Origin of the sequence: Vibrio sp. MOR3 (assembly GCF_001557775.1) — a bacterium.
GTDB classification, from domain to species: Bacteria; Pseudomonadota; Gammaproteobacteria; order Enterobacterales; family Vibrionaceae; genus Vibrio; species Vibrio jasicida.
The window spans coordinates 110,586-129,084 of sequence record NZ_LNRD01000008.1 but is presented as its reverse complement, the minus strand read 5'-3'; the positions used below and the strand labels follow the sequence as shown (position 1 = coordinate 129,084).

Sequence of the window (18,499 nt, the reverse complement as noted above, 5' to 3'; positions counted from 1 at the left end):
CTTTTTGTATCATTGTTTTACTAATGCGGTGCTAGCCGTTTTTCTTTTGCTTGACGAAGGCATTAACGTTGTACTCAACAGTGCTATCCCCATCCCACCAGCGAGGATGAAATACATCAATACAAACTCTTGTGTATGAGCATAAGTCGCTGCGATAAGCCAATACGCGATAGGTCCAGTACTAAAGCTTAATGTGTACTTAACGGCGTAGATTCTCGAGCGCCATTTCACATCGGAATAACGGCCAATAAGCCAATCATTCACTGGTATTTGCGCGTATGTACACAACATCAAACCAACAAACACAAGAACCAATGACCATTCATGAGTAACCGTCGCTAATAGGAGGAATAACAGTTGCCCACCAGCAATGCAGGCGAGCAGCTTCTTGATATCAACGCGGTCAAGCAGCTCACCCACAACAAGCTGAATAAACGCGGCACAAACAAAAATCGATGTGGTTAACGTACTTGAAAGGCTCAATGATTGGCTAAATTGTGCGTCCATGATTTTCGGTAACGAGGTCGTCGTAGATTGAAAGACTAAACTGCCGAAGAAGACAACCACCGCAGCGCAAACGAACAGCACTTTGAGTTGTCGCAAAGACATCGTTACGTCGTCACGTCTACTTTTCGCATGTTCGATATCAGTAACACCTTTCGATGCATACCAGTACACAATACCAGTTAATAAACACACAAGGCCTGGAACATAAAATGCGGCTTCCCAAGAGAACCATTGGCACAACAAAGCGGTTCCCATTGCAGCAAACGCCAAACCCAAGTTACCTGCTAGTCCATTTACTGCGATAGCCCTGCCTGTTTTGTTTGCAGAGCTAAAGATAAGTGCAATACCGACGGGATGATAAATCGCCGCAAACAAGGCTATGGCACAAAGCCCCAACCCCATTTGCCATGGCGTTTGCGCAAGAGCAGTAAATAATGCAGAGGTGCCCATCCCAAAGTAGAAAACGGTCATCATGCCTTTTCGGCTCCAACGATCCGCCAGCCAACCAGCAGGCAGGGACATCACGCCATAAACCAACATGGCTACGCTCCCCACTTGGAGCAGCGCTGCGTAACTCATGTCCCATTCTTTATGAAGCGTTAGTACAGTAGAAGGAAAGATGAGCAAGAAGTAATGATTGAGCGCATGCCCCACATTGAGGACACCTGCGTGAAAGGAACGGTTCATCTCGACTCCAAACCAAATAAAGGAAAGCTAACTAATGACAAGCTCAGTTTATCTGGCTAGCATTTGGCGTATAGATTCTATCAAGACAGGTTATTGCTCAAATGAGCCAGAACATCAAAGCCATCAGTCTGGACGCCAGCATCAATCTCTTAGAAGCGGTGGTCATTCCCAAGCACTACCCCGATGGGCACGTCATTGATTGGCATTGCCATCAACACAACCAATTGGTTTACGCCAGCAGTGGTGTGATGGCGGTCGAGACAGAATCTCAGCTATGGGTGGTTCCGCCTCAAAGAGCGGTGTGGATCCCGGCGCATGAGAGCCACAAGGTGTATATGTATGGCGATGCGGCAATGAAAAACGTCTACTTGTTGCCGAGCATCGATACTGAGCTGCCAACTCAGAGTGATGTTCTCAACGTGTCACCAATGTTGCGCGAGATGATCATTCACCTTTCTGAGCAACCGGCCGATCAAGCCAGCACAGAGCCGTATTGGCGTATTGTTCAAGTTTTGTTGGATCAGTTGAAAGTCGCGCCGCAAGCGTCCATTCAAATCCCTCTTCCCAACAATGCCAAACTTGGGCAGGTTTGTAACTCACTGTTGGATGAGCCTGCGGATAATCGTTCATTAAAACAATGGGCAGAGGAAATTAACGTCAGCAGCCGCACTTTGAGCCGTTTGTTTCGCAATGAAGTTGGCATGTCTTTCATCGAGTATCGTCAACAAGCAAGGTTGTTCCTCTCTCTGACGTTGTTGGCGCAAAACCTCCCAGTTACCACCGTTGCACTGGAGTGTGGCTTTACCAGCGTGAGTGCTTTTAATCATCTATTCAAACATAGCTTTGGGGTGACGCCGGGTTGCTTCTTCATGAATTAATATTGAATATTGAGAACAGATAACACCCACATTTGATGCACTCAGAAAGCAATCGAACACTCAGAGTACCTGACTGACGTATCTTCTGAAGATTCTACCCAATACGCGATTTGCGTACTTACTCACTAGCAAGGCGTAAATAATCAGAAAAACGTTTAATAATGTGCTTTTTAGGCATTCCCATTCAGACTTCAATAAATTAGACTCAAGCCAATGCCTAAGAAGTTTGAATTATTGATAAAAAAGGAATGCCAATGAGCTCAAGTATGATCCTTAATGAGTCGCTAATTGTAAGTGGTCGAGATATTCCACTGAAAGAATTGTTGTATGCGAAGCGTGTGCTTGATAACTACATGGCCGTAGCAAAAGAAAGCAGCCCACTTGAACTGCTCACAGAGATGAAAACCGCGGCAAAACAAGTTGAATACTTCACAACGGAGAGTAACCCTTGTGAAGCACGCAACGTGATCAGCGCGATGATTGATAAGGTGGAGACCGCTGAATCCTTTGATTCATTTAAAGCGCTCGCGGGCGAACCTTCTCAAGCACTGAATGAATTGATTGAAGATCGTGCGAAGCTCATTAAGCACGAGCGTGAATTATTACTGGCGTCGGGTTACGACGCGTCTCGCATCTGATCGCTACCTTGGTAGCTGCGCATTAAAAAAGGAGCTCATTGAGCTCCTTTTTTAATTTCAAGATTCTCGATACGGTCTTACAATCCCATATCTTCGGTAATCTCTTTAATTTGCTTCAGATCCATTTTATGGACCTCGATCAGCTGGTCAATTTGGCTTAAGCGAGAATTTGCTTCGTCGTGCTTATCACAAGCATCAGATTTCACATCCCACGACTTACCTTCTAAGAAAACATCACACTCTTTCTTGAGCGTTTCAATCTTAGGGAGTAACGATTTACGCTCTTTCTCAAGGGCATCCAGATCTTGTGAAATCTGCATTTCTTTTTTGAATACTTCGCGCGAACGCTCGAACATCGTAGCTTGCATGTCAGCCTGACGGTTCAGCTTATCATTCTCCGTTTTGGTCGAGCTTAGCTTATCCATCTGCTGCTTTACTTGTGCTTCAAGAGACAGGTTCACTTTTTCAACTTCTGTCAGTTGTTCTTGCAGCGCATTTAGTTCAGCCTTGTGTGTTTCTTCTTTCTCAGCTAGAAGAGTAGCGACTTTAGCGTCGATTTCTTTATCTAAACCTGCTTCACGTGTTTTTACTTGAGACACCAAGTCAGACTTGTCATTCACAAGTGCTTGGTATTTCGCTTCTAATACTTGATAAGTCGATTCCCATTTATTTGCCGTTAGAACAGAACCGGCTAAACCACCAAAAGCGAGGCCTAGCACAGCGGCAATACCGATGTAAAAATGAGTACGCTTATCGCGCTCCTCAATGACGACTACTTCGTCTTGATCTTCAATGTTGTTTTGAGAAGTCACTGTATCTTACTCCGAGGACTCTACTTGATTCGCTAGCGAGTGAGTTCCGCTATCATGATTGATGCGGTATAAATTAAGAATGCACCGATCAATGTAATAACGGTCGCTTTTTGGACTTTTTCATTGGTACGGTAACGAAATAACACGAATGCTAACGCGACCAATACCGCAATGGCTAATAATCTGGTCATACTGCCTCCTTGTCCAATAATGAGAACCCATCTGATTCCATAGACAGTCTCGCAAAAATTCATTGTAACCTATTTCTACGAGGCATACGGTCAACATAGCGTAGATTTTAAAGTGATTGCTCCCGTTTTGATCAAATTAATCTCCTATCTTGAACAACTTATCATCACCTCACCAATACCACATTGAACAAACTGATAGGGGCTTAACCGGCCATTGACCACTTAAATGCCCTCGCTAGGAAACCATTTCGTTCAAGAATCGTCCGACTATGACTTTGATGCCATTCCAACCCGCATAATGTGTTGAAAATAAATCTGCAATTGGGTGTTGAAATGGTAAAAAAACATGATAGAGTTCACACGTTAATGATGACCAGCATCATTAACTAACCTTTACTCATTTTATTGAGTAAATGTTCCGATGAAGACTGCAGGAGAGTGGTTATTAACTAAATATTAACATTTAGTTAGCGTAACTCGCCGAAGAATTAACTATTTCAGGTGCTACTTAGGTAGCGGGGACTGTAGTTGGAGGAACCTCTGGAGAGAACCGTTAAATCGGTCGCCGAAGGAGCAAGTCTTACACATTTGTGTAGGGTGAAACTCTCAGGCAAAAGGACAGAGGAGTGGAAAGTAACAACCTGACTATTTGGCGTTCCCGCCTACTTTAAATAGCTTGGCTCTATTAGAGATCCTTGATCTCGTCCTTTCCCTCTTCTCCTTATTAGTTGTTTTATTAAGGGGAAATCATGAACGACCTACAATCTTTACTTCAAACCATTGATAACTTTGTCTGGGGTCCACCACTGCTACTATTGCTCGTGGGTACCGGTGTTTACTTCACTTTTAGCTTAGGTTTGATCCAATTTAAGCACCTACCAACTGCGTTAGCGATGGTATTTAGTAAAGATAAGTCATCTGATAAACAGGGTGACGTTTCTAGCTTTGCAGCGTTATGTACTGCGCTATCTGCAACAATCGGTACAGGTAACATCGTTGGTGTTGCAACCGCAATCAAACTCGGCGGTCCTGGTGCCCTATTCTGGATGTGGCTTGCCGCTTTATTCGGAATGGCTACCAAATACGCTGAGTGTCTTCTTGCCGTGAAATACCGTCGAGTTGACGACAAAGGCCAAATGATTGGTGGTCCTATGTACTACCTGCAATATGGTGTTGGCTCGAAAGCGCTAGCTATCATGTTCGCGGTATTTGCATTGGGCGTTGCCTGTTTTGGTATCGGTACCTTCCCACAAGTGAATGCCATTCTTGATGCAAGTGAGATTTCTCTCGGTGTAGACCGCGGGCTGTCAGCTTTCATCCTGACACTACTGGTGGCTTTCGTTACATTAGGTGGTATCAAGTCGATTGCGAGCGTAGCAGGTAAAGTGGTTCCTGCAATGGCGCTATTTTATGTGCTAGCGTGTTTGAGTGTGATCATCATGAACGCGGACCAATTGCTAAACGCAGTTGAGTTAGTTTTGGTGTCTGCATTCACTTCAACCGCAGCAACGGGTGGTTTCTTAGGTGCAAGCATTATGCTGGCAATCCAATCTGGTATCGCACGTGGTGTATTCTCAAACGAATCAGGTTTGGGTAGTGCGCCAATGGCAGCCGCAGCAGCGAAAACGGATTCTTGTGTTAAACAAGGTCTGATTTCAATGACGGGTACCTTCTTCGATACCATCATCATTTGTACCATGACAGGTCTTGCTTTGATCCTTACGGGTGCATGGCAAAGTGACCTTGCAGGTGCAGCGATGACAACACACGCATTTGCCGTTGGTTTGAACGCCGAAACATTAGGCCCAATGCTGGTGTCTATCGGTCTTATGTTCTTCGCATTTACCACCATTCTTGGTTGGAACTACTACGGTGAGCGTTGCGTTGTGTTCCTATTCGGTACCAAAGCTGTGCTTCCATACAAACTGATTTTCGTTGGTTTGGTGGCATCTGGTGCGTTCCTTCACCTTGATATGATTTGGCTACTGGCTGATATCGTAAACGGCCTGATGGCAATTCCTAACCTGATTGGTTTGATTGCTCTACGCCACGTGGTGTTGGAAGAGACGAAGCTGTTCTTCAAGCCATCTTCTCAAACAGATGATTTTGATGCTGTAAAAGCCTAAAAACGAGTTAGAAACTTTAAGCCCGCTGTTCACAGCGGGCTTTTTTATCCTCAAGTTTTATATTTAACCTCTCCGACGATCCTCTTTAGGATTTATTTACCATCATCTATTTTACTCTCCAATTGGCTAATAATCGCTTTCAAGTTATCAAATAATTAAATATATAATGATATATACGACAATATTTTATTAAAAACCATCAAGACTCATTATTTAGCAAACTTTAAACCATATTATTTGTGTGTAATTATATCCATCATCACTGAAGCTACATCACTAAATAGAATATTAATATGGCATAGAGTTGATGTTTTACTATGATTATGTTTTCTTCTATCAATAGACAGTTATTGCGATAGTAAATTTTAGTCACCAATTGGTAACCTTTATTCATATACTATGAGATGTGAAGATTCTTCTCACCTCTTGAACATTATAATAAAAAAATAACCGTATGATTTTATATAACCCTATAAAAAACACGCTTTCTAATGGTGATATTACGATAAAAATTGGGTATCGCGAGTCACAGATTCTCACGTTATTGCTCGACCAATCTCCCGAAGTCGTTAAGAAACAGGATATCGTACAATATGCGTGGGGAAACGAATATATCGGAGAAACGTCATTAGCAAAAAGTATCAGTGTTCTCAGACAAGGCTTTGTTAAAGTGGGAGTGAGAGAATCACCAATTGTTACTGTCCCGAAAATTGGGTATCGATTAGTCAAAGGTGTACTGCTCAACGAATGCTTAATCGCAGTCACTCCCTCCGTTAAAACAACTGAAGCTATACGGGAAGACACGCCAACGTTCACTCCCACTATCAAACATGAATCGAACTACAAAAGCCTAGCGTGTTACATCTTGTCTCTTGGCATTTTGTTTGCTGCGAGCTTGGTTGGGGCGAGTAAGTTTCACAGTAAGTACAATCATCCACAGCGTAACAACGCGCTGAAGGAGCATTCTGTCGGGATGCTCGAGGTCTACACCGATCCTAATACGCAGTTATCGGTTCGCCTTGGAAAATTGCTGACGAAACATCAGTGCGTTTGTGTCGTTTACATTGAAGAAAATGACCAGTTCTCTGAGATGTCTTGGTTAAACAAACAAACACGAAAATCGATCAATGTGTTCTATACCCAAACGCAGTTTGAGCAAGCTTCAGAGACAGTCGCTCAATTCATTGCAGAGGAAAACCGATGAAACCGTTTATCGCTATTGCCCTTTCATGTTTGGTCTTTCTTGGCGCTTGGAGTCTACCTTGCTATCACGATATGGAAGATAGACGCTATCACCATAGCGTGGTTGATATTCTCCCTCATGAGCATACCGTGCGGATTGATGGCTTAACGCGGTTAAACCATCGTGTCATCACTCATATTGTATCGCTGCAAGATGAATCGATGTCGAACCCAATCATTCTTAGCTTTAAAGGCAAATCAAGACCCTATTCCGATTCGAGTCTTTCTATCTCTGGTAAAATGAATCTACTCTCCGTACAAGAAATCCGCCCTGCTTTGAACGATTTATTTCTTTCACCCTATCTAGTATTAAACGATGATCCTATCTATTTTGATATAGAAGTTCTATTACAAAATGAGGTGTTCTCTCTTATTAGAGATAAACAGACTGGACGAACAAAGCTTCTCGCTAAGCGGTAATAGATAATTTAATAAGTACGCTTCATTGATAATATTTCGATACAAAGCACTCAACTATTGGCCTTTTAAATTCATTTTTCCTAATACAGTTTTTCTGAAATTACCATTTACTAATACTCTAATTGAACTTTCTACTGATTTCATTATTTAACCCCAACGCTTTAATTAGTCTTATCTGATATAAATCATAAACTCAATTACGTTAAAAACGTATAAATCAAAATTTAGTTGTCCTTTCGTTTATTTCACTTAATCATGAGTAATTATTCTAATTTCAAAATGGTTGGCGCAATCCATTTTCCATTTCATAAAAATATAAACGCAATCGATGTCATCGACTGAGAAATGACAAATGAAACAACATAACTAACTGATTGTATGGGTAATAATATTTCAACTATTTTCAGTACTATCAATCTTATCAGCATGGAACAGTAAGCCTGTCCGCTAAATCGCGGCTCATAACACAAATAAAAATACAGTCATAAGGGAACGTTCATGCGAAACATCAACATTAGCTTATTGTCCGCCGCTATCCTTTCTACCTTCGCAAGTGGTGCATATGCAAAGATCTACCCCGACCAAATCGTACTAGACCAGCTGGGTGAGGACGTATGTCGCAGCGGTTATCGTCCACTCGACCGATATGAAGCAGAAGAGCAAAAAAGTGCCTTGCTATCACGTATGGGTCAATGGCAAATTACCGGACTTAAAGGGGATTGGGTGATCATGGGCCCGGGTTACAGCGGAAGAATCAAACAAGATTTACCGAATGGCAAAACCTTCTGTTACCCAGATGAAGCGCAATCTGAAATCCCCAAATACGCGGCACGCGCCGTACCTGAAGGCGGTGAAATCGACGTTCAATACGATTTAGTGACCGACCGTAGCAACTTCGTTCGTCCCTTAAGTTACCTCGCTCATTACCTCGGCTATGCATGGGTTGGTGGCAATAACAGTCAGTTCGTGGGTGAAGACATGAAAGTCGACCGCGTTGGTGATAGCTGGGTCATCCAAGGTAATAACAATGGGTCTTGTAGTGGCTACCGCTGTGGAGAGAAGTCCAAAATCACGGTCAATAACTTTACTTACACACTGAATGACAAAGACTTTTGGCATGGAGAGGTCATTGAATCCGAACGAGAATTGGTGAAAACGATTTCTGCAACAGCTCGAAACTACAGCAACACGCCACAGCAGATCGTTGTCGACCTTAAATTAGATGAATCAACTAACTGGTCAAAAACCAATAGCTATGGGTTCGCTCAACAGGTTAAAACAGAAAATGAGTTTAAGTGGCCACTAGTTGGCAATACCAAACTGAGTATTACTTTTGAAGCGAATCAAAGCTTCTCAAATTCCAATGGCGCATCCACCAGCGAGCAAGTCACATTACAAGCTCGCCCAATGGTACCCGCGAATTCCGAATTACCAGTGCGTGTCGAGCTTTATCGTTCCACTATCTCCTACCCTTACCGATTCAATGCAGACATCAGCTACGACGTAAACTTTAACGGCTTTTTACGCTGGAGTGGTAACGCATGGCACTCTCATCCAGACAACCGCCCTTATCGTAGCCATACCTTTACGATGGGAGGCGGCAGCGACAAATCTTCGGATATCCGCTACCAATGGGATCATCGTTACATCCCAGGTGAAGTGAAATGGTGGGATTGGAGTTGGGCCATTCGTGAAGCCGGACTGAGTAGCATGCAGTATGCAACTGGAGCAAGTTTACGTCCGTTCTATTCTTACGTGTCTGGTGATTTTTACGCAGAGTCACAATACGCAGGAACAATCGAAATCGGTAAAGCAACACCGCTTGGCCTTCAAGCGCGTTCAGCAAATGATGTATCTCAAAATAACACCCAACGTGTTGGAGATATTGAAGTCACGAGCAACTTTGATTCTGATGAGCTAAGTGCTCTTGGGTTCAGCAGCGCCGAGATGACGATCCACGCGGCAGAATAACACACAAAAACAACAATAAAGATCGCTAACACTTTGCCCGCGACTCCCCATCGCGGGCTTTTTTAATCAAACGAGCACGAGAATAAGCATCGGCAGAGTATCGATTTATAGAATGCCAACCAATTTAACTAACCATTCAGACATAATGCCTAAGTTTTTCAAATTGGGGATAACCGTTTGCTGTCGCAAGTAAAACCACGCCAAACCAGTATTGCTTATTCAAAAGCTAAAAAAATCATTGTCTTAAATTTAAAGGGTGGTGTTGGTAAATCAACCTTTTCTGCCAGCTTGGCAAGCAAACTCATCCATAACGGACATACGGTAGAGCTGGTCGATTTTGACAAACAACAATCGACTAACAGTTGGGCGAATAGCATTGAGGCACTACCAAATCAAAGCTATAACCCTTCTCTGCGCAGCCTGTCTAACATCGCAGTGACGTTGAAAGTCAGCACCAACACTGATTACGTTGTGATAGATTCCCCTGCAAACTTTTCAGAAAGCGACTTAGTGCGCTATTTGCGTTACGTGGACTACATCGTGATTCCCATGCAACCATCGCCTATCGATTTGCATGCGTCATTGCCGTTCATCAATACACTTATCGAGAAACACATCTTTAAGTCTCGTCAGATTAAGATTGGCTTTGTCATCAATCGTTGTGTCCATCAAGATGAGCGGCTCGATCGTGTGATGCGGCTATTACGCTTTTTCCGTCAGTTTAAAACGCTCGGTATCATGAGTGAATCCCACGTCTATCAGCAACCTTTTATGGACAAACAACTCGTGGATGCCAAATGCGTTGACCCAAAACTGTGGGACAACGTCATTAAGTGGTTGAACTAGTGATTCGAACCTCCAAGCGCAAATGAAACTAACGTTGAGTAATCATAACGGATTGTTCAACACTAACTTAACCTCACACCTTTAAGCTTTTCTTTTAAAGCACTCAAAACCTCATAAGAATAATACTTTCATCACCTCAAGAGATTGATAAATAACAGAATTATTTTTCAACTATTTTCAGTGTTTTTTGACTTGTTTTATATGAAAGAGTACGCCCGCTTTTGGGCAATACGAGCCTAAAAGCTAACTAGAACTCAATCATTAAAATAAAGGACACTGTATTTATGCTGCACGTCAGTACGCCACTATCGATTACGCTTGCGCTTTCCTTCTTATCCACTTTTGCTCAAGCCAAAATCTATTCAGATCAGCTTGTTATCGACGAATTGGAAAATCATCAATGTAGATCCGACTATCGTCAGCTTACCTACCAAGAAGCACAAGAGCATAAAACAGCCATTCTATCGCGCATGCAAACCTGGGACATTGTGGGCCTCGAAAGCGGCTGGGCGATCATGGGCTCAGGCTACCATGGCCAGATCAAACCAGAACAATCGAGCCATAAAACTTGGTGTTACCCTATTCACCCAAATACAGAACTGCCCAAGCACCTTGGTATATCTATTGCGGAAGGGAGTAAGGCTGAAATTGAGTATGAACTCGTCTCCAATCAAGAGCTTTTTATTCGACCAGTGAGTTATTTGGCGCATACGCTTGGCTACGCATGGTTAAGTGGTAACGGGGGCAATTTTGTTGGCGAAGACATGGTTGTCAATCAAGTACATGATGGCTGGGAAATACAAGGAAACAACACGGGCTCATGCAACGGTGAACGATGCTCAGAAAAAACTAAAATCACCGCCAGCGACTTTGCTTACCAGCTCAACCCTCATTACTTTTCACATGGCAACATCACTGAATCTACGGAAGATTCAACACACACAATTACAGCCTATGCGATCAACACTCTCGACCAAGCCAAACAAATCCACATTCAGTTTGATGTAGAGCAAACCGCAACTTGGTCTAAAACCGATAACTCCGCTTTTGCACAATCTGTTCATATCAGCTCCCCATTTCAATGGCCTACCATTGGAACCACATCACCTTGGTTTATTGTCAAAGGGAATCAGGTATTCTCCGACTTAACCTCTGGCACCAGTACTCTCCCTGCTACCAGAGAGGCAAACCTCACTGTGCCTGCACGCTCAATTCTCCCGATTCGTATTGAGCTCTCACATTCTAGAATCTCTTATCCGTTTCGTTTTCGAGCTGACATCAGCTATCGAGTTAATTTCGATGGGTTCTTACGTTACAGTGGTAATGCTTGGCATGCTCATCCAAAAGATAGACCGACAATCTCGCATACTTTCACGCTTGGTCGCGCCAGTGAGCTCAAAGAAAACATCCGCTATCAATGGGATCATCGCTACATTCCGGGAGAAACGAAATGGTGGGACTGGAGTTGGGCGATTCACAATCACGGCTTACCCCTGATGCAGCATGCGGCTGGCGCAACACTTCAGCCATACTATTCTCATGTTTCCGGGCTCTTTGACGCCGAATCACAGCAGATAGGAATGATAGATGTAGGTCGTGGGTTGGCCGTAGATACGCCTTTAAATTGGGATAAAAACGCACACGTTCAACACCTTCAAATTGGTGATATCAGTGTTGTAACAGATTTTGATTCAAGCGTCTTAGACCGACTTGGCTTCCGCGCCGCTCGCTTGTTGGTTCAACCCATAAACTGACCTACAACTAAAAAAGAGACAAGCGGATGACTTGTCTCTTTTAGTATCAAACGTCAACTCTAAATGAATTAATCACGAAGCCATTGATGTTCCTGACTATCGCCCTGTTTATTGAAAAAAGTAGAATGCTGTTGCTTGAACTGGTCGGCTTTTATCTCTGAAATCGGCCATAGGCGGAAGTCTTCTCGAATGAAATGGTCATCAATCCCAAATTCTAGAGATTTCAACTTCGGACCGACAAATCGATAAATATAACCTTCACCCGACGCTTCACACAGCATAGGCACATGAGACATCGGTTGACCATTAACCGAAACAGACGCCCATTTGCTGGATTCAGGGTCGCAAGCGTCTTCATTCACAACATCGATTTCAAATTTGTTGTCTAACGTCGTCCCTACAAAAACAGCGGTCGCGTCTTGCAAGTAAACTCGCCTAAGCAATAACTGCTTTGTGTCTTGTGTGCGTGTGGTTTGAATTCCATTGGAAAATGGTAAGAAATACTCCCAATGCCAATCCCACTCCATTCCTTTCTCAACAAAGTGCAATTGGGGAATAGTTTTCCACGCCACGAACGCTCCGACAGCAAATAGGAAAACAACAAAACTAATAATCAGTCGAATCAATACGCGCATTATGCTGGTTTTTCTACAAGTAGCTTAATCCCAAGGGCAACTAATACAGCACCCGTTGCTCCTTCCATCCATTTCATAAAGCTGGCATTTTTTAATAAACTTTTCGCAGAATTGAGTGCACCTGCCAAACCACATTGCCAAACCATCGCGATCATAAAGTGAATAGAAGCCATGATCATAGATTGTAGTAATGGCGATCCTTCTGGATTTACAAATTGAGGAAGAAACGCAAGATAGAATACGGCGGTTTTCGGGTTTAACACGTTAGAAAGAAAACCTTCACGAAAAGAACGTTTACCACTGTAATCTTGGTGTGCTTGCTCAGAAACCGAGATTCCCTCATTCGATTTCATCAATGCGCGTAAACTGCTCAACCCCAGCCATATTAGATAAGCAGCGCCCACCATTTTAACCATCTGAAACAGCTCTGCCGACTGCGCCAAAACGGCAGAAATACCGACTGCAGAGAAAAATGCATGCACAAACAAACCAAAACAAATCCCCAAACTTGTCGTGCAACCGTCTTTAAGCCCTGCTCGAGTGGTATTGCGGATCACCAAAGCAGTATCCAATCCGGGTGTCAGCGTCAAAATCGTGATGGCAATCAGGAATGCCTCAAAATTCAAAATATCCATATTTTTTTAATAAGTGATTAAGTATCACACATCAATACCGTCAAACTGTTTAATGCGCAAGCAACTTTTGTGATCTAAGTCGTTGAAAGTCACAGAGTGTCGATATCAAGGTCCATTAAAATGCATTGCGTATCATTGCCAACAATTCACATCGTTAACCTTCTCTCGGTTATCTATACAAGTACCTGAATTTGTGCACAATAGACCTGCATTATTTGTTAATAAATAGTAAATTAGACACACTTCTCTATCGACATTACTTTGATGCTGCATTTTGCTCTGCATCGGTGTCGAGAGATACGAACATCACGTTCAAGGACCCCATTTGGGGCGTTTAAGGAAAGAACATAACAAAGAGTAGTCACATGAGCGCATTTCAAAAACTCGTCGAACATTCAAAAAAAGTCTCTAACTTTGGCCATTTATCTGCAATCGTAGGATGGGATCAGGCAGCCGTAATGCCATCAGGCGGTGCGGAAGCTCGCTCTAATGCGATGGCTGAACTAGAGGTTCATATTCACTCTCTTTTGACTCAACCTCATCTAGGTGATCTGTTTGCTCAAGCAGAAGAAGAGTCATTATCAGCACAAGACCAGTCGGTACTTCGCGAAATGAAACGCGATTGGCAGCAAGCGAACCTGCTACCTGAATCTTTGGTTCAAGCACAATCGCTAGCTGGCTCAAAATGTGAGCACGCTTGGCGTACCCAACGTGGCAATGACGACTGGGCTGGCTTCGAAAAGAACTGGGCTGAAGTGGTTAAGCTGTCGCAAGAAGAAGCACAAATTCGCGCCGAAGCTACTGGTACATCACCTTACGATGCGATGTTGGAATTGTACGAGCCAGGCACAACATCAGCATCTTTAGACGTGCTATTTGCAGACGTAAAAACATGGTTGCCATCAATGATTGATGAAGCCATCGAAAAGCAAAAAGCGAGCAACATTCTGCTTCCAAACGGTCACTACCCAACAGAGAAACAAAAAGCCTTGGGTCTGGAAGTCATGAAGCTGCTTCAATTCGACTTCGAACATGGCCGCCTTGATGAGAGTGTTCACCCGTTCTGCGGCGGTGTGCCAACAGATGTTCGCATTACCACCCGCTACGATGAAACAGAGTTCGTGCAATCTTTGATGGGTATTGTGCATGAAACAGGTCACGCGCGTTACGAACAAGGTTTACCTAAATCGCTAGCAGGCACCACGGCTGGTGAAGCTCGTTCAATGGGTATTCATGAATCTCAATCGCTGTTCTTCGAGATGCAAGTGGGTCGCAGTCAAGCGTTCGTAGAACACTTAGCACGTCTGGCCTCTAATCACTTTGAAGGCCCTGAGTTTGCACAAGATAACTTGTCAAAAATCTACACGCATGTAGAAAAAGGTTTCATCCGTGTCGATGCTGATGAACTGACATACCCTGCTCACGTTATCTTACGTTACGAGATTGAACGCGATCTAATGAACGGCGTGATCAAGCATACAGACGTTCCAGAACTGTGGAACGAGAAGATGAAAGAGTACTTGGGTTTATCGACTGAAGGTAACTTCAAGAATGGTTGTATGCAAGACATCCACTGGACAGATGGCGCCTTTGGTTACTTCCCATCATACACGCTTGGCGCGATGTACGCGGCGCAGTTTATGGCAGCGATGCAGCAAACCGTGGACGTGGATGGCGCGATTCGCTCTGGCGATCTGTCGCCAATCTTTACTTGGTTATCAGACAACATCTGGAGCAAAGGTAGCCTGTTCTCGACCGATGATTTGGTGACGCAAGCAACAGGTGAAGTGTTAAACGCGAAGCACTTCAAAGCACATCTAGAAAACCGATACTTGGGTAAATAACTTTTACCAAGTCATCACACGAAAAAAGGCTGGTTTAATACCAGCCTTTTTGTTTGCGCTAGAGTCTACTCAAAGCGCTCAGAAGCTTATCATTAAGCTAGATTACGTTTCACCGTACTCTTCATATTTTGCATGAAGTTTCTGAAGTGTGGCATGAAATCAGCGAATAACGGATGCTTGCGATCTTTCATCATCACAGGACCAAGCAGACGAAGTGCAACACCAACACGTGTCGCATCTGCAGGTTCTAATCCGCTGCCCTGACCGATCTTATCTACGATATTCAACATGTCTTCGCGATCTTGGACTTCAAAGCTCAAGCTTTTTGCTTCACGGCCTTCTTCTACGTTTACTTCTTCAATAGTAATGCGGTAGTGGTTATCTTTTCTCATCTCATTTCTCCAATCAATATTCACTCGCTTTTTAGAAAGCGTTCAATCTTTGGTTTGATGGTCATGGATGTAATGGTCATCAACACCATTGCTACAGGTAACGCAGCGAAAAGTCCTTTTAACCAAGCAGATCCAAATACGAATACGTCCTCAAACCCTATGTTGTTAGCAGCGGTGATAAACGCCATAACGGATTCCATAATCAGCGCCATAAAGACACCAACGACAAGGTTTTTCTGCTTTTCACTGGCTCGGCTAAATAACTTGCCAACCAGTTTGGTCATTAGCGTCATCATCACCATACCCGTTGGCACAAGGACGACAATCGCCATTAAGAATGAGTGCAGCCAATCGCTGAAGAAAGAATCGGAATAGCCTACGTTCATGTAAGTCATTACGCCTGTCAGTGTCCCTCCCATTAGTGTCATCATCCCTAATACAACAGCAATTTTATGAATCAGTGGCGTCTTCGCCGGTTGTGTCAGTTCATTCGACATGGTCAAGGATTCTGTCATTCAATTCTCGCTCTTGAAGTTACTCTCAATTAAGTTGATAATGTCAACCATAGTTATTTAGTTGACAATGTCAACCACTTTTGTTTGGAGTGTTACATGTCGAATCCAAAATCGCTGGATAATCTGTTCCATCTTGTGCACGTCTTAAAGCGTCAACTGCACGAGCAAATTGAGCAACTAGAACTCCCTATCGCGCCTATGCATGTGCGGGTGATAAAAATCATTAGCAAACAGTCACCATGTACTGCAATGGATGTGGTGAACTTCTTAAATCGAGATAAAGCACAAGTCACCCGCTTAATTAAGACATTGATTGAAAAAGGCTTTATTGAGAAGAGACCGAATCCAGAAGATAAACGTAGCCAGTGTTTGTTGACCACCGAGAAAGGCAATGAAGTGTTATCGAAGATCAAAGCCGTCGATGCTGAGATCTTTCAAAAGATGACGTTAAATGTGTCTGAGGAAGAGCTAGAAGCGTTCCAACTTGTCGCTGGGAAACTGGCTGAAAACCTGTCGAAAAAGCCAAGCTAAAAAATGGTAATCATTTAGAAATCAGTTCAGCTATTATGGATTATTGGCTGAACTGAGGTATAGAAAGCACTAGCAAACCACCTCTTCTAGCGCGTGATAAACGAGTTTTCCATTAACCGTTTTGCTTTCCATTAGAGCGATAGAATAAATGGGAAGTAGTAAAGGTGATATCTCGACAGCATCAAGTGGTGCTTGCTTATCGACATGGCGAGCAAGTGTGATGTGAGGAACATAGTCACGTGACTCCGTCACAAAGCCATACAGTTCTAATGCCTCTATGAGTTCGTTTTGCAGTGTTGTAATCGCTAAATTATCTTTAATCCCCAACCACGCCAGTTGCCTGCCACTTTGGCGAAATGAACCTAGGTGATCGACCGTAATCTGCTCACAACGGCAGCTAAGTTGATGAAGAATATCAATAAGACGCTGCGTTTCTTCTTCTGTCGATTCACCGATAAAGGCCAACGTGATATGAAAATTATCTTCGCAAGTATAGCGCCCTGCTATACCTTGTTGTTGAAGCCTATCTTGGATTTGCTTGAGCAGTGACTTACTGCGTTGATCAAACGTCAGTGCGAAAAATAATCTCATCTAAACGCTCCTACAACCACTCTAAATCTTCATAAGACTGATACTTTATGCTCTCTAATCGCGAGTGCAAATCACCACTGTGGATTTCTAATTTATGTCCATCTGGAGCTAAGAGATAAAGCGAATCCCCTTCACTCTTGTGTGTCATTATTGTTGCAAACAACCAAGCAGAAATGAATCGACAGATAAAAGAAGGCCCAGAGCGAACGTCTGGGCTATTGAACTACATTGCAGGAGCTAACTGAGGCTTATACAAACAGCACTCGCCGCTCGGTCTGGTTTTAAAGCGTCTGTGCAACCACATATATTGGCTTGGACTCGCTAAAATAGATTTCTCTACAATCTTGTTTACAAAGGCGGCAGCTTGGTCTGGATCGTTTTTCGGGAATCCTTCAACCGGAGCACTAATGGTTAACGTGTAGTGCCCGTTGTCACCTCGCACCATAGTAAATGGCACAATGGCACAGTCTGTTGCGTCAACCAACAAACTTGTACCCGTTGTGGTGCAAGCACGCTTAACCGCAAACAAAGGCGCAAACGTTGAACGACGCGTCCCGTAGTCATGATCCGGCGCATACCAAACACGTTCGCCAGTATTCAGCGCATTCAGCATAGCTTTCACATTTTTACGATCAATCAACGTTCGGTTGGAACGCGAACGGCCTTGATATTGAAAATAGTCAAAACAGGGATTGTTATTTGGACGGTAAACGCCCATACCTGATTTTTTAATACCAAACGCTCTTGCACCTAACTCTAGGTTCATAGAATGAACGGCAAGCATTAAAGCACCTTTGCCCTGTTTTTCTAGAGCTTCGATGTGTTCCATCCCCTTGATCGTCACGTGTTTGTTGACACGATTATCAGACCAAAACCAAGCCATTGCGGTTTCAAATAGCGCAATACCCGCGTTGTCGATATTGTCTTTTAAAATTGCTTCACGCTCTTGAGCACTCATGTCGGGAAAACACAGCTCTAAATTACGTTTGATCGTGACTTGACGCTTTTTCATCAGTCGCATAGCAATACGACCAATTCCGCTTCCTAGCGATAGCTGTACACGAAAGGGAAGAAGGCTAAGAAGATACATGATCCCTATGATGATCAATGTACCCCAATAGCGAGGAGCCAGAAATTCTGCCTTGAATTTTGGTGTATTTTGCTTATTCATGAATGTGTCATCAGACGAAACTCGCCTATAAAATCCTTAAAAACAACGATAAATGAAAGTAACTTTTATCATTGAGTGTGCTTATTATAGAAACTAAAGCGCGCGGATTTTAT

Annotated in this window: 19 protein-coding genes, 1 pseudogene and 1 riboswitch; of the genes and pseudogenes, 10 read left to right on the top strand and 10 right to left on the bottom strand. The window is 43.4% G+C overall.

The features are described 5' to 3' along the window. Nucleotides 1-9: 9 nt before the first annotated feature. Nucleotides 10-1,194, bottom strand: coding sequence for an MFS transporter (locus ATB76_RS16335; RefSeq protein ID WP_061035724.1), 1,185 nt, complete (start codon nucleotides 1,192-1,194; stop codon nucleotides 10-12). A gap of 101 nt (nucleotides 1,195-1,295) precedes the next feature. Between ATB76_RS16335 and ATB76_RS16330 the strand changes: the two genes are divergently transcribed. Then, nucleotides 1,296-2,072 carry a helix-turn-helix transcriptional regulator gene (locus ATB76_RS16330; protein WP_061035723.1) on the top strand — a complete coding sequence of 259 codons (777 nt, stop codon included), beginning with the start codon at nucleotides 1,296-1,298 and terminating at the stop codon, nucleotides 2,070-2,072. A gap of 254 nt (nucleotides 2,073-2,326) precedes the next feature. Then, nucleotides 2,327-2,710: a hypothetical protein gene (locus ATB76_RS16325; protein WP_038872381.1), complete on the top strand. Its 384-nt coding sequence runs from the start codon at nucleotides 2,327-2,329 to the stop codon at nucleotides 2,708-2,710. 77 nt (nucleotides 2,711-2,787) lie between these two features. Here ATB76_RS16325 and ATB76_RS16320 read toward each other — a convergent pair whose 3' ends face one another. Together ATB76_RS16320 and ATB76_RS28230 are read right to left on the bottom strand one after the other, a co-directional pair. Continuing rightward, nucleotides 2,788-3,522, bottom strand: a complete 735-nt coding sequence (locus ATB76_RS16320) for a hypothetical protein (protein WP_038878632.1) — start codon at nucleotides 3,520-3,522, stop codon at nucleotides 2,788-2,790. 32 nt (nucleotides 3,523-3,554) lie between these two features. After that, entirely contained in the window at nucleotides 3,555-3,713 is a 159-nt protein-coding gene (locus tag ATB76_RS28230) for a hypothetical protein (protein ID WP_010447828.1), read from the bottom strand. Nucleotides 3,714-4,243: 530 nt separating this feature from the next. After that, nucleotides 4,244-4,345: riboswitch (glycine riboswitch) on the top strand. A 117-nt stretch (nucleotides 4,346-4,462) separates the two neighbouring features. Between ATB76_RS28230 and ATB76_RS16315 the strand changes: the two genes are divergently transcribed. The 6 genes from ATB76_RS16315 to ATB76_RS16290 all read left to right on the top strand — a co-directional run bounded on the left by ATB76_RS16315 (nucleotide 4,463) and on the right by ATB76_RS16290 (nucleotide 12,072). Further along, the gene (locus ATB76_RS16315) at nucleotides 4,463-5,839 is read left to right on the top strand and encodes a sodium:alanine symporter family protein (RefSeq protein ID WP_042605611.1); all 1,377 of its coding nucleotides are present in this window, start codon (nucleotides 4,463-4,465) and stop codon (nucleotides 5,837-5,839) included. Nucleotides 5,840-6,293: 454 nt separating this feature from the next. Further along, nucleotides 6,294-7,043: a winged helix-turn-helix domain-containing protein gene (locus ATB76_RS16310; RefSeq protein ID WP_061035722.1), complete on the top strand. Its 750-nt coding sequence runs from the start codon at nucleotides 6,294-6,296 to the stop codon at nucleotides 7,041-7,043. Continuing rightward, on the top strand, nucleotides 7,040-7,501 hold the full coding sequence (locus ATB76_RS16305) for a hypothetical protein (protein WP_061035721.1): 462 nt from the start codon (nucleotides 7,040-7,042) through the stop codon (nucleotides 7,499-7,501). The genes ATB76_RS16310 and ATB76_RS16305 overlap by 4 nt, the downstream gene beginning before the upstream one ends. Nucleotides 7,502-7,999: 498 nt before the next feature. Further along, entirely contained in the window at nucleotides 8,000-9,472 is a 1,473-nt protein-coding gene (locus tag ATB76_RS16300; RefSeq protein WP_061035720.1) for an aerolysin family beta-barrel pore-forming toxin, read from the top strand. Between the two features lie 177 nt (nucleotides 9,473-9,649). Next, entirely contained in the window at nucleotides 9,650-10,318 is a 669-nt protein-coding gene (locus ATB76_RS16295; protein WP_039976641.1) for a ParA family protein, read from the top strand. A 284-nt stretch (nucleotides 10,319-10,602) separates the two neighbouring features. Beyond that, entirely contained in the window at nucleotides 10,603-12,072 is a 1,470-nt protein-coding gene (locus ATB76_RS16290; protein WP_061035719.1) for an aerolysin family beta-barrel pore-forming toxin, read from the top strand. A 68-nt stretch (nucleotides 12,073-12,140) separates the two neighbouring features. On the opposite strand, the gene ATB76_RS16285 is transcribed toward ATB76_RS16290, so the two are convergent. Both ATB76_RS16285 and ATB76_RS16280 read right to left on the bottom strand, forming a co-directional pair. Further along, the gene (locus ATB76_RS16285; RefSeq protein WP_038872368.1) at nucleotides 12,141-12,707 is read right to left on the bottom strand and encodes a hypothetical protein; all 567 of its coding nucleotides are present in this window, start codon (nucleotides 12,705-12,707) and stop codon (nucleotides 12,141-12,143) included. Beyond that, nucleotides 12,707-13,342 carry a LysE family translocator gene (locus ATB76_RS16280; protein WP_038878644.1) on the bottom strand — a complete coding sequence of 212 codons (636 nt, stop codon included), beginning with the start codon at nucleotides 13,340-13,342 and terminating at the stop codon, nucleotides 12,707-12,709. Before ATB76_RS16280 ends, ATB76_RS16285 begins: the two co-directional genes overlap by 1 nt. A gap of 365 nt (nucleotides 13,343-13,707) precedes the next feature. On the opposite strand from ATB76_RS16280, the gene ATB76_RS16275 reads away from it, so the two are divergent. Then, nucleotides 13,708-15,186: a carboxypeptidase M32 gene (locus tag ATB76_RS16275; protein WP_061035718.1), complete on the top strand. Its 1,479-nt coding sequence runs from the start codon at nucleotides 13,708-13,710 to the stop codon at nucleotides 15,184-15,186. A 92-nt stretch (nucleotides 15,187-15,278) separates the two neighbouring features. Here the strand turns inward: ATB76_RS16275 and ATB76_RS16270 are convergent, their stop codons facing one another. Both ATB76_RS16270 and ATB76_RS16265 read right to left on the bottom strand, forming a co-directional pair. After that, on the bottom strand, nucleotides 15,279-15,578 hold the full coding sequence (locus tag ATB76_RS16270; RefSeq protein ID WP_020197642.1) for a DUF3861 domain-containing protein: 300 nt from the start codon (nucleotides 15,576-15,578) through the stop codon (nucleotides 15,279-15,281). Between the two features lie 20 nt (nucleotides 15,579-15,598). Beyond that, nucleotides 15,599-16,093, bottom strand: coding sequence for a DUF2798 domain-containing protein (locus tag ATB76_RS16265; protein WP_061035717.1), 495 nt, complete (start codon nucleotides 16,091-16,093; stop codon nucleotides 15,599-15,601). A 96-nt stretch (nucleotides 16,094-16,189) separates the two neighbouring features. On the opposite strand from ATB76_RS16265, the gene ATB76_RS16260 reads away from it, so the two are divergent. After that, nucleotides 16,190-16,624, top strand: a complete 435-nt coding sequence (locus ATB76_RS16260) for a MarR family transcriptional regulator (RefSeq protein WP_061035716.1) — start codon at nucleotides 16,190-16,192, stop codon at nucleotides 16,622-16,624. Nucleotides 16,625-16,693: 69 nt separating this feature from the next. Here ATB76_RS16260 and thpR read toward each other — a convergent pair whose 3' ends face one another. The 3 genes and pseudogenes from thpR to ATB76_RS16250 form a co-directional block, all read right to left on the bottom strand. Then, nucleotides 16,694-17,215 (bottom strand): RNA 2',3'-cyclic phosphodiesterase, encoded by a 522-nt coding sequence (gene thpR / locus ATB76_RS16255; RefSeq protein ID WP_061035715.1) that lies wholly within the window; start codon nucleotides 17,213-17,215, stop codon nucleotides 16,694-16,696. Between the two features lie 10 nt (nucleotides 17,216-17,225). Then, nucleotides 17,226-17,357 (bottom strand): annotated as a pseudogene (locus tag ATB76_RS28680) (glutathione transferase); the annotation flags it as partial. Between the two features lie 81 nt (nucleotides 17,358-17,438). Further along, nucleotides 17,439-18,386: an LpxL/LpxP family Kdo(2)-lipid IV(A) lauroyl/palmitoleoyl acyltransferase gene (locus ATB76_RS16250; RefSeq protein WP_038878656.1), complete on the bottom strand. Its 948-nt coding sequence runs from the start codon at nucleotides 18,384-18,386 to the stop codon at nucleotides 17,439-17,441. Nucleotides 18,387-18,499: the final 113 nt, after the last annotated feature.

What these genes read in the sequence shown, in the direction of transcription:
- ATB76_RS16335 (WP_061035724.1), bottom strand. Translation starts at nt 1,194, where the DNA reads ATGAACCGTTCCTTTCACGCAGGTGTCCTCAATGTGGGGCATGCGCTC.
- ATB76_RS16330 (WP_061035723.1), top strand. Translation starts at nt 1,296, where the DNA reads ATGAGCCAGAACATCAAAGCCATCAGTCTGGACGCCAGCATCAATCTC.
- ATB76_RS16325 (WP_038872381.1), top strand. Translation starts at nt 2,327, where the DNA reads ATGAGCTCAAGTATGATCCTTAATGAGTCGCTAATTGTAAGTGGTCGA.
- ATB76_RS28230 (WP_010447828.1), bottom strand. Translation starts at nt 3,713, where the DNA reads ATGACCAGATTATTAGCCATTGCGGTATTGGTCGCGTTAGCATTCGTG.
- ATB76_RS16315 (WP_042605611.1), top strand. Translation starts at nt 4,463, where the DNA reads ATGAACGACCTACAATCTTTACTTCAAACCATTGATAACTTTGTCTGG.
- ATB76_RS16310 (WP_061035722.1), top strand. Translation starts at nt 6,294, where the DNA reads ATGATTTTATATAACCCTATAAAAAACACGCTTTCTAATGGTGATATT.
- ATB76_RS16305 (WP_061035721.1), top strand. Translation starts at nt 7,040, where the DNA reads ATGAAACCGTTTATCGCTATTGCCCTTTCATGTTTGGTCTTTCTTGGC.
- ATB76_RS16300 (WP_061035720.1), top strand. Translation starts at nt 8,000, where the DNA reads ATGCGAAACATCAACATTAGCTTATTGTCCGCCGCTATCCTTTCTACC.
- ATB76_RS16290 (WP_061035719.1), top strand. Translation starts at nt 10,603, where the DNA reads ATGCTGCACGTCAGTACGCCACTATCGATTACGCTTGCGCTTTCCTTC.
- ATB76_RS16285 (WP_038872368.1), bottom strand. Translation starts at nt 12,707, where the DNA reads ATGCGCGTATTGATTCGACTGATTATTAGTTTTGTTGTTTTCCTATTT.
- ATB76_RS16280 (WP_038878644.1), bottom strand. Translation starts at nt 13,342, where the DNA reads ATGGATATTTTGAATTTTGAGGCATTCCTGATTGCCATCACGATTTTG.
- ATB76_RS16275 (WP_061035718.1), top strand. Translation starts at nt 13,708, where the DNA reads ATGAGCGCATTTCAAAAACTCGTCGAACATTCAAAAAAAGTCTCTAAC.
- ATB76_RS16270 (WP_020197642.1), bottom strand. Translation starts at nt 15,578, where the DNA reads ATGAGAAAAGATAACCACTACCGCATTACTATTGAAGAAGTAAACGTA.
- ATB76_RS16265 (WP_061035717.1), bottom strand. Translation starts at nt 16,093, where the DNA reads ATGACAGAATCCTTGACCATGTCGAATGAACTGACACAACCGGCGAAG.
- ATB76_RS16260 (WP_061035716.1), top strand. Translation starts at nt 16,190, where the DNA reads ATGTCGAATCCAAAATCGCTGGATAATCTGTTCCATCTTGTGCACGTC.
- thpR (WP_061035715.1), bottom strand. Translation starts at nt 17,215, where the DNA reads ATGAGATTATTTTTCGCACTGACGTTTGATCAACGCAGTAAGTCACTG.
- ATB76_RS16250 (WP_038878656.1), bottom strand. Translation starts at nt 18,386, where the DNA reads ATGAATAAGCAAAATACACCAAAATTCAAGGCAGAATTTCTGGCTCCT.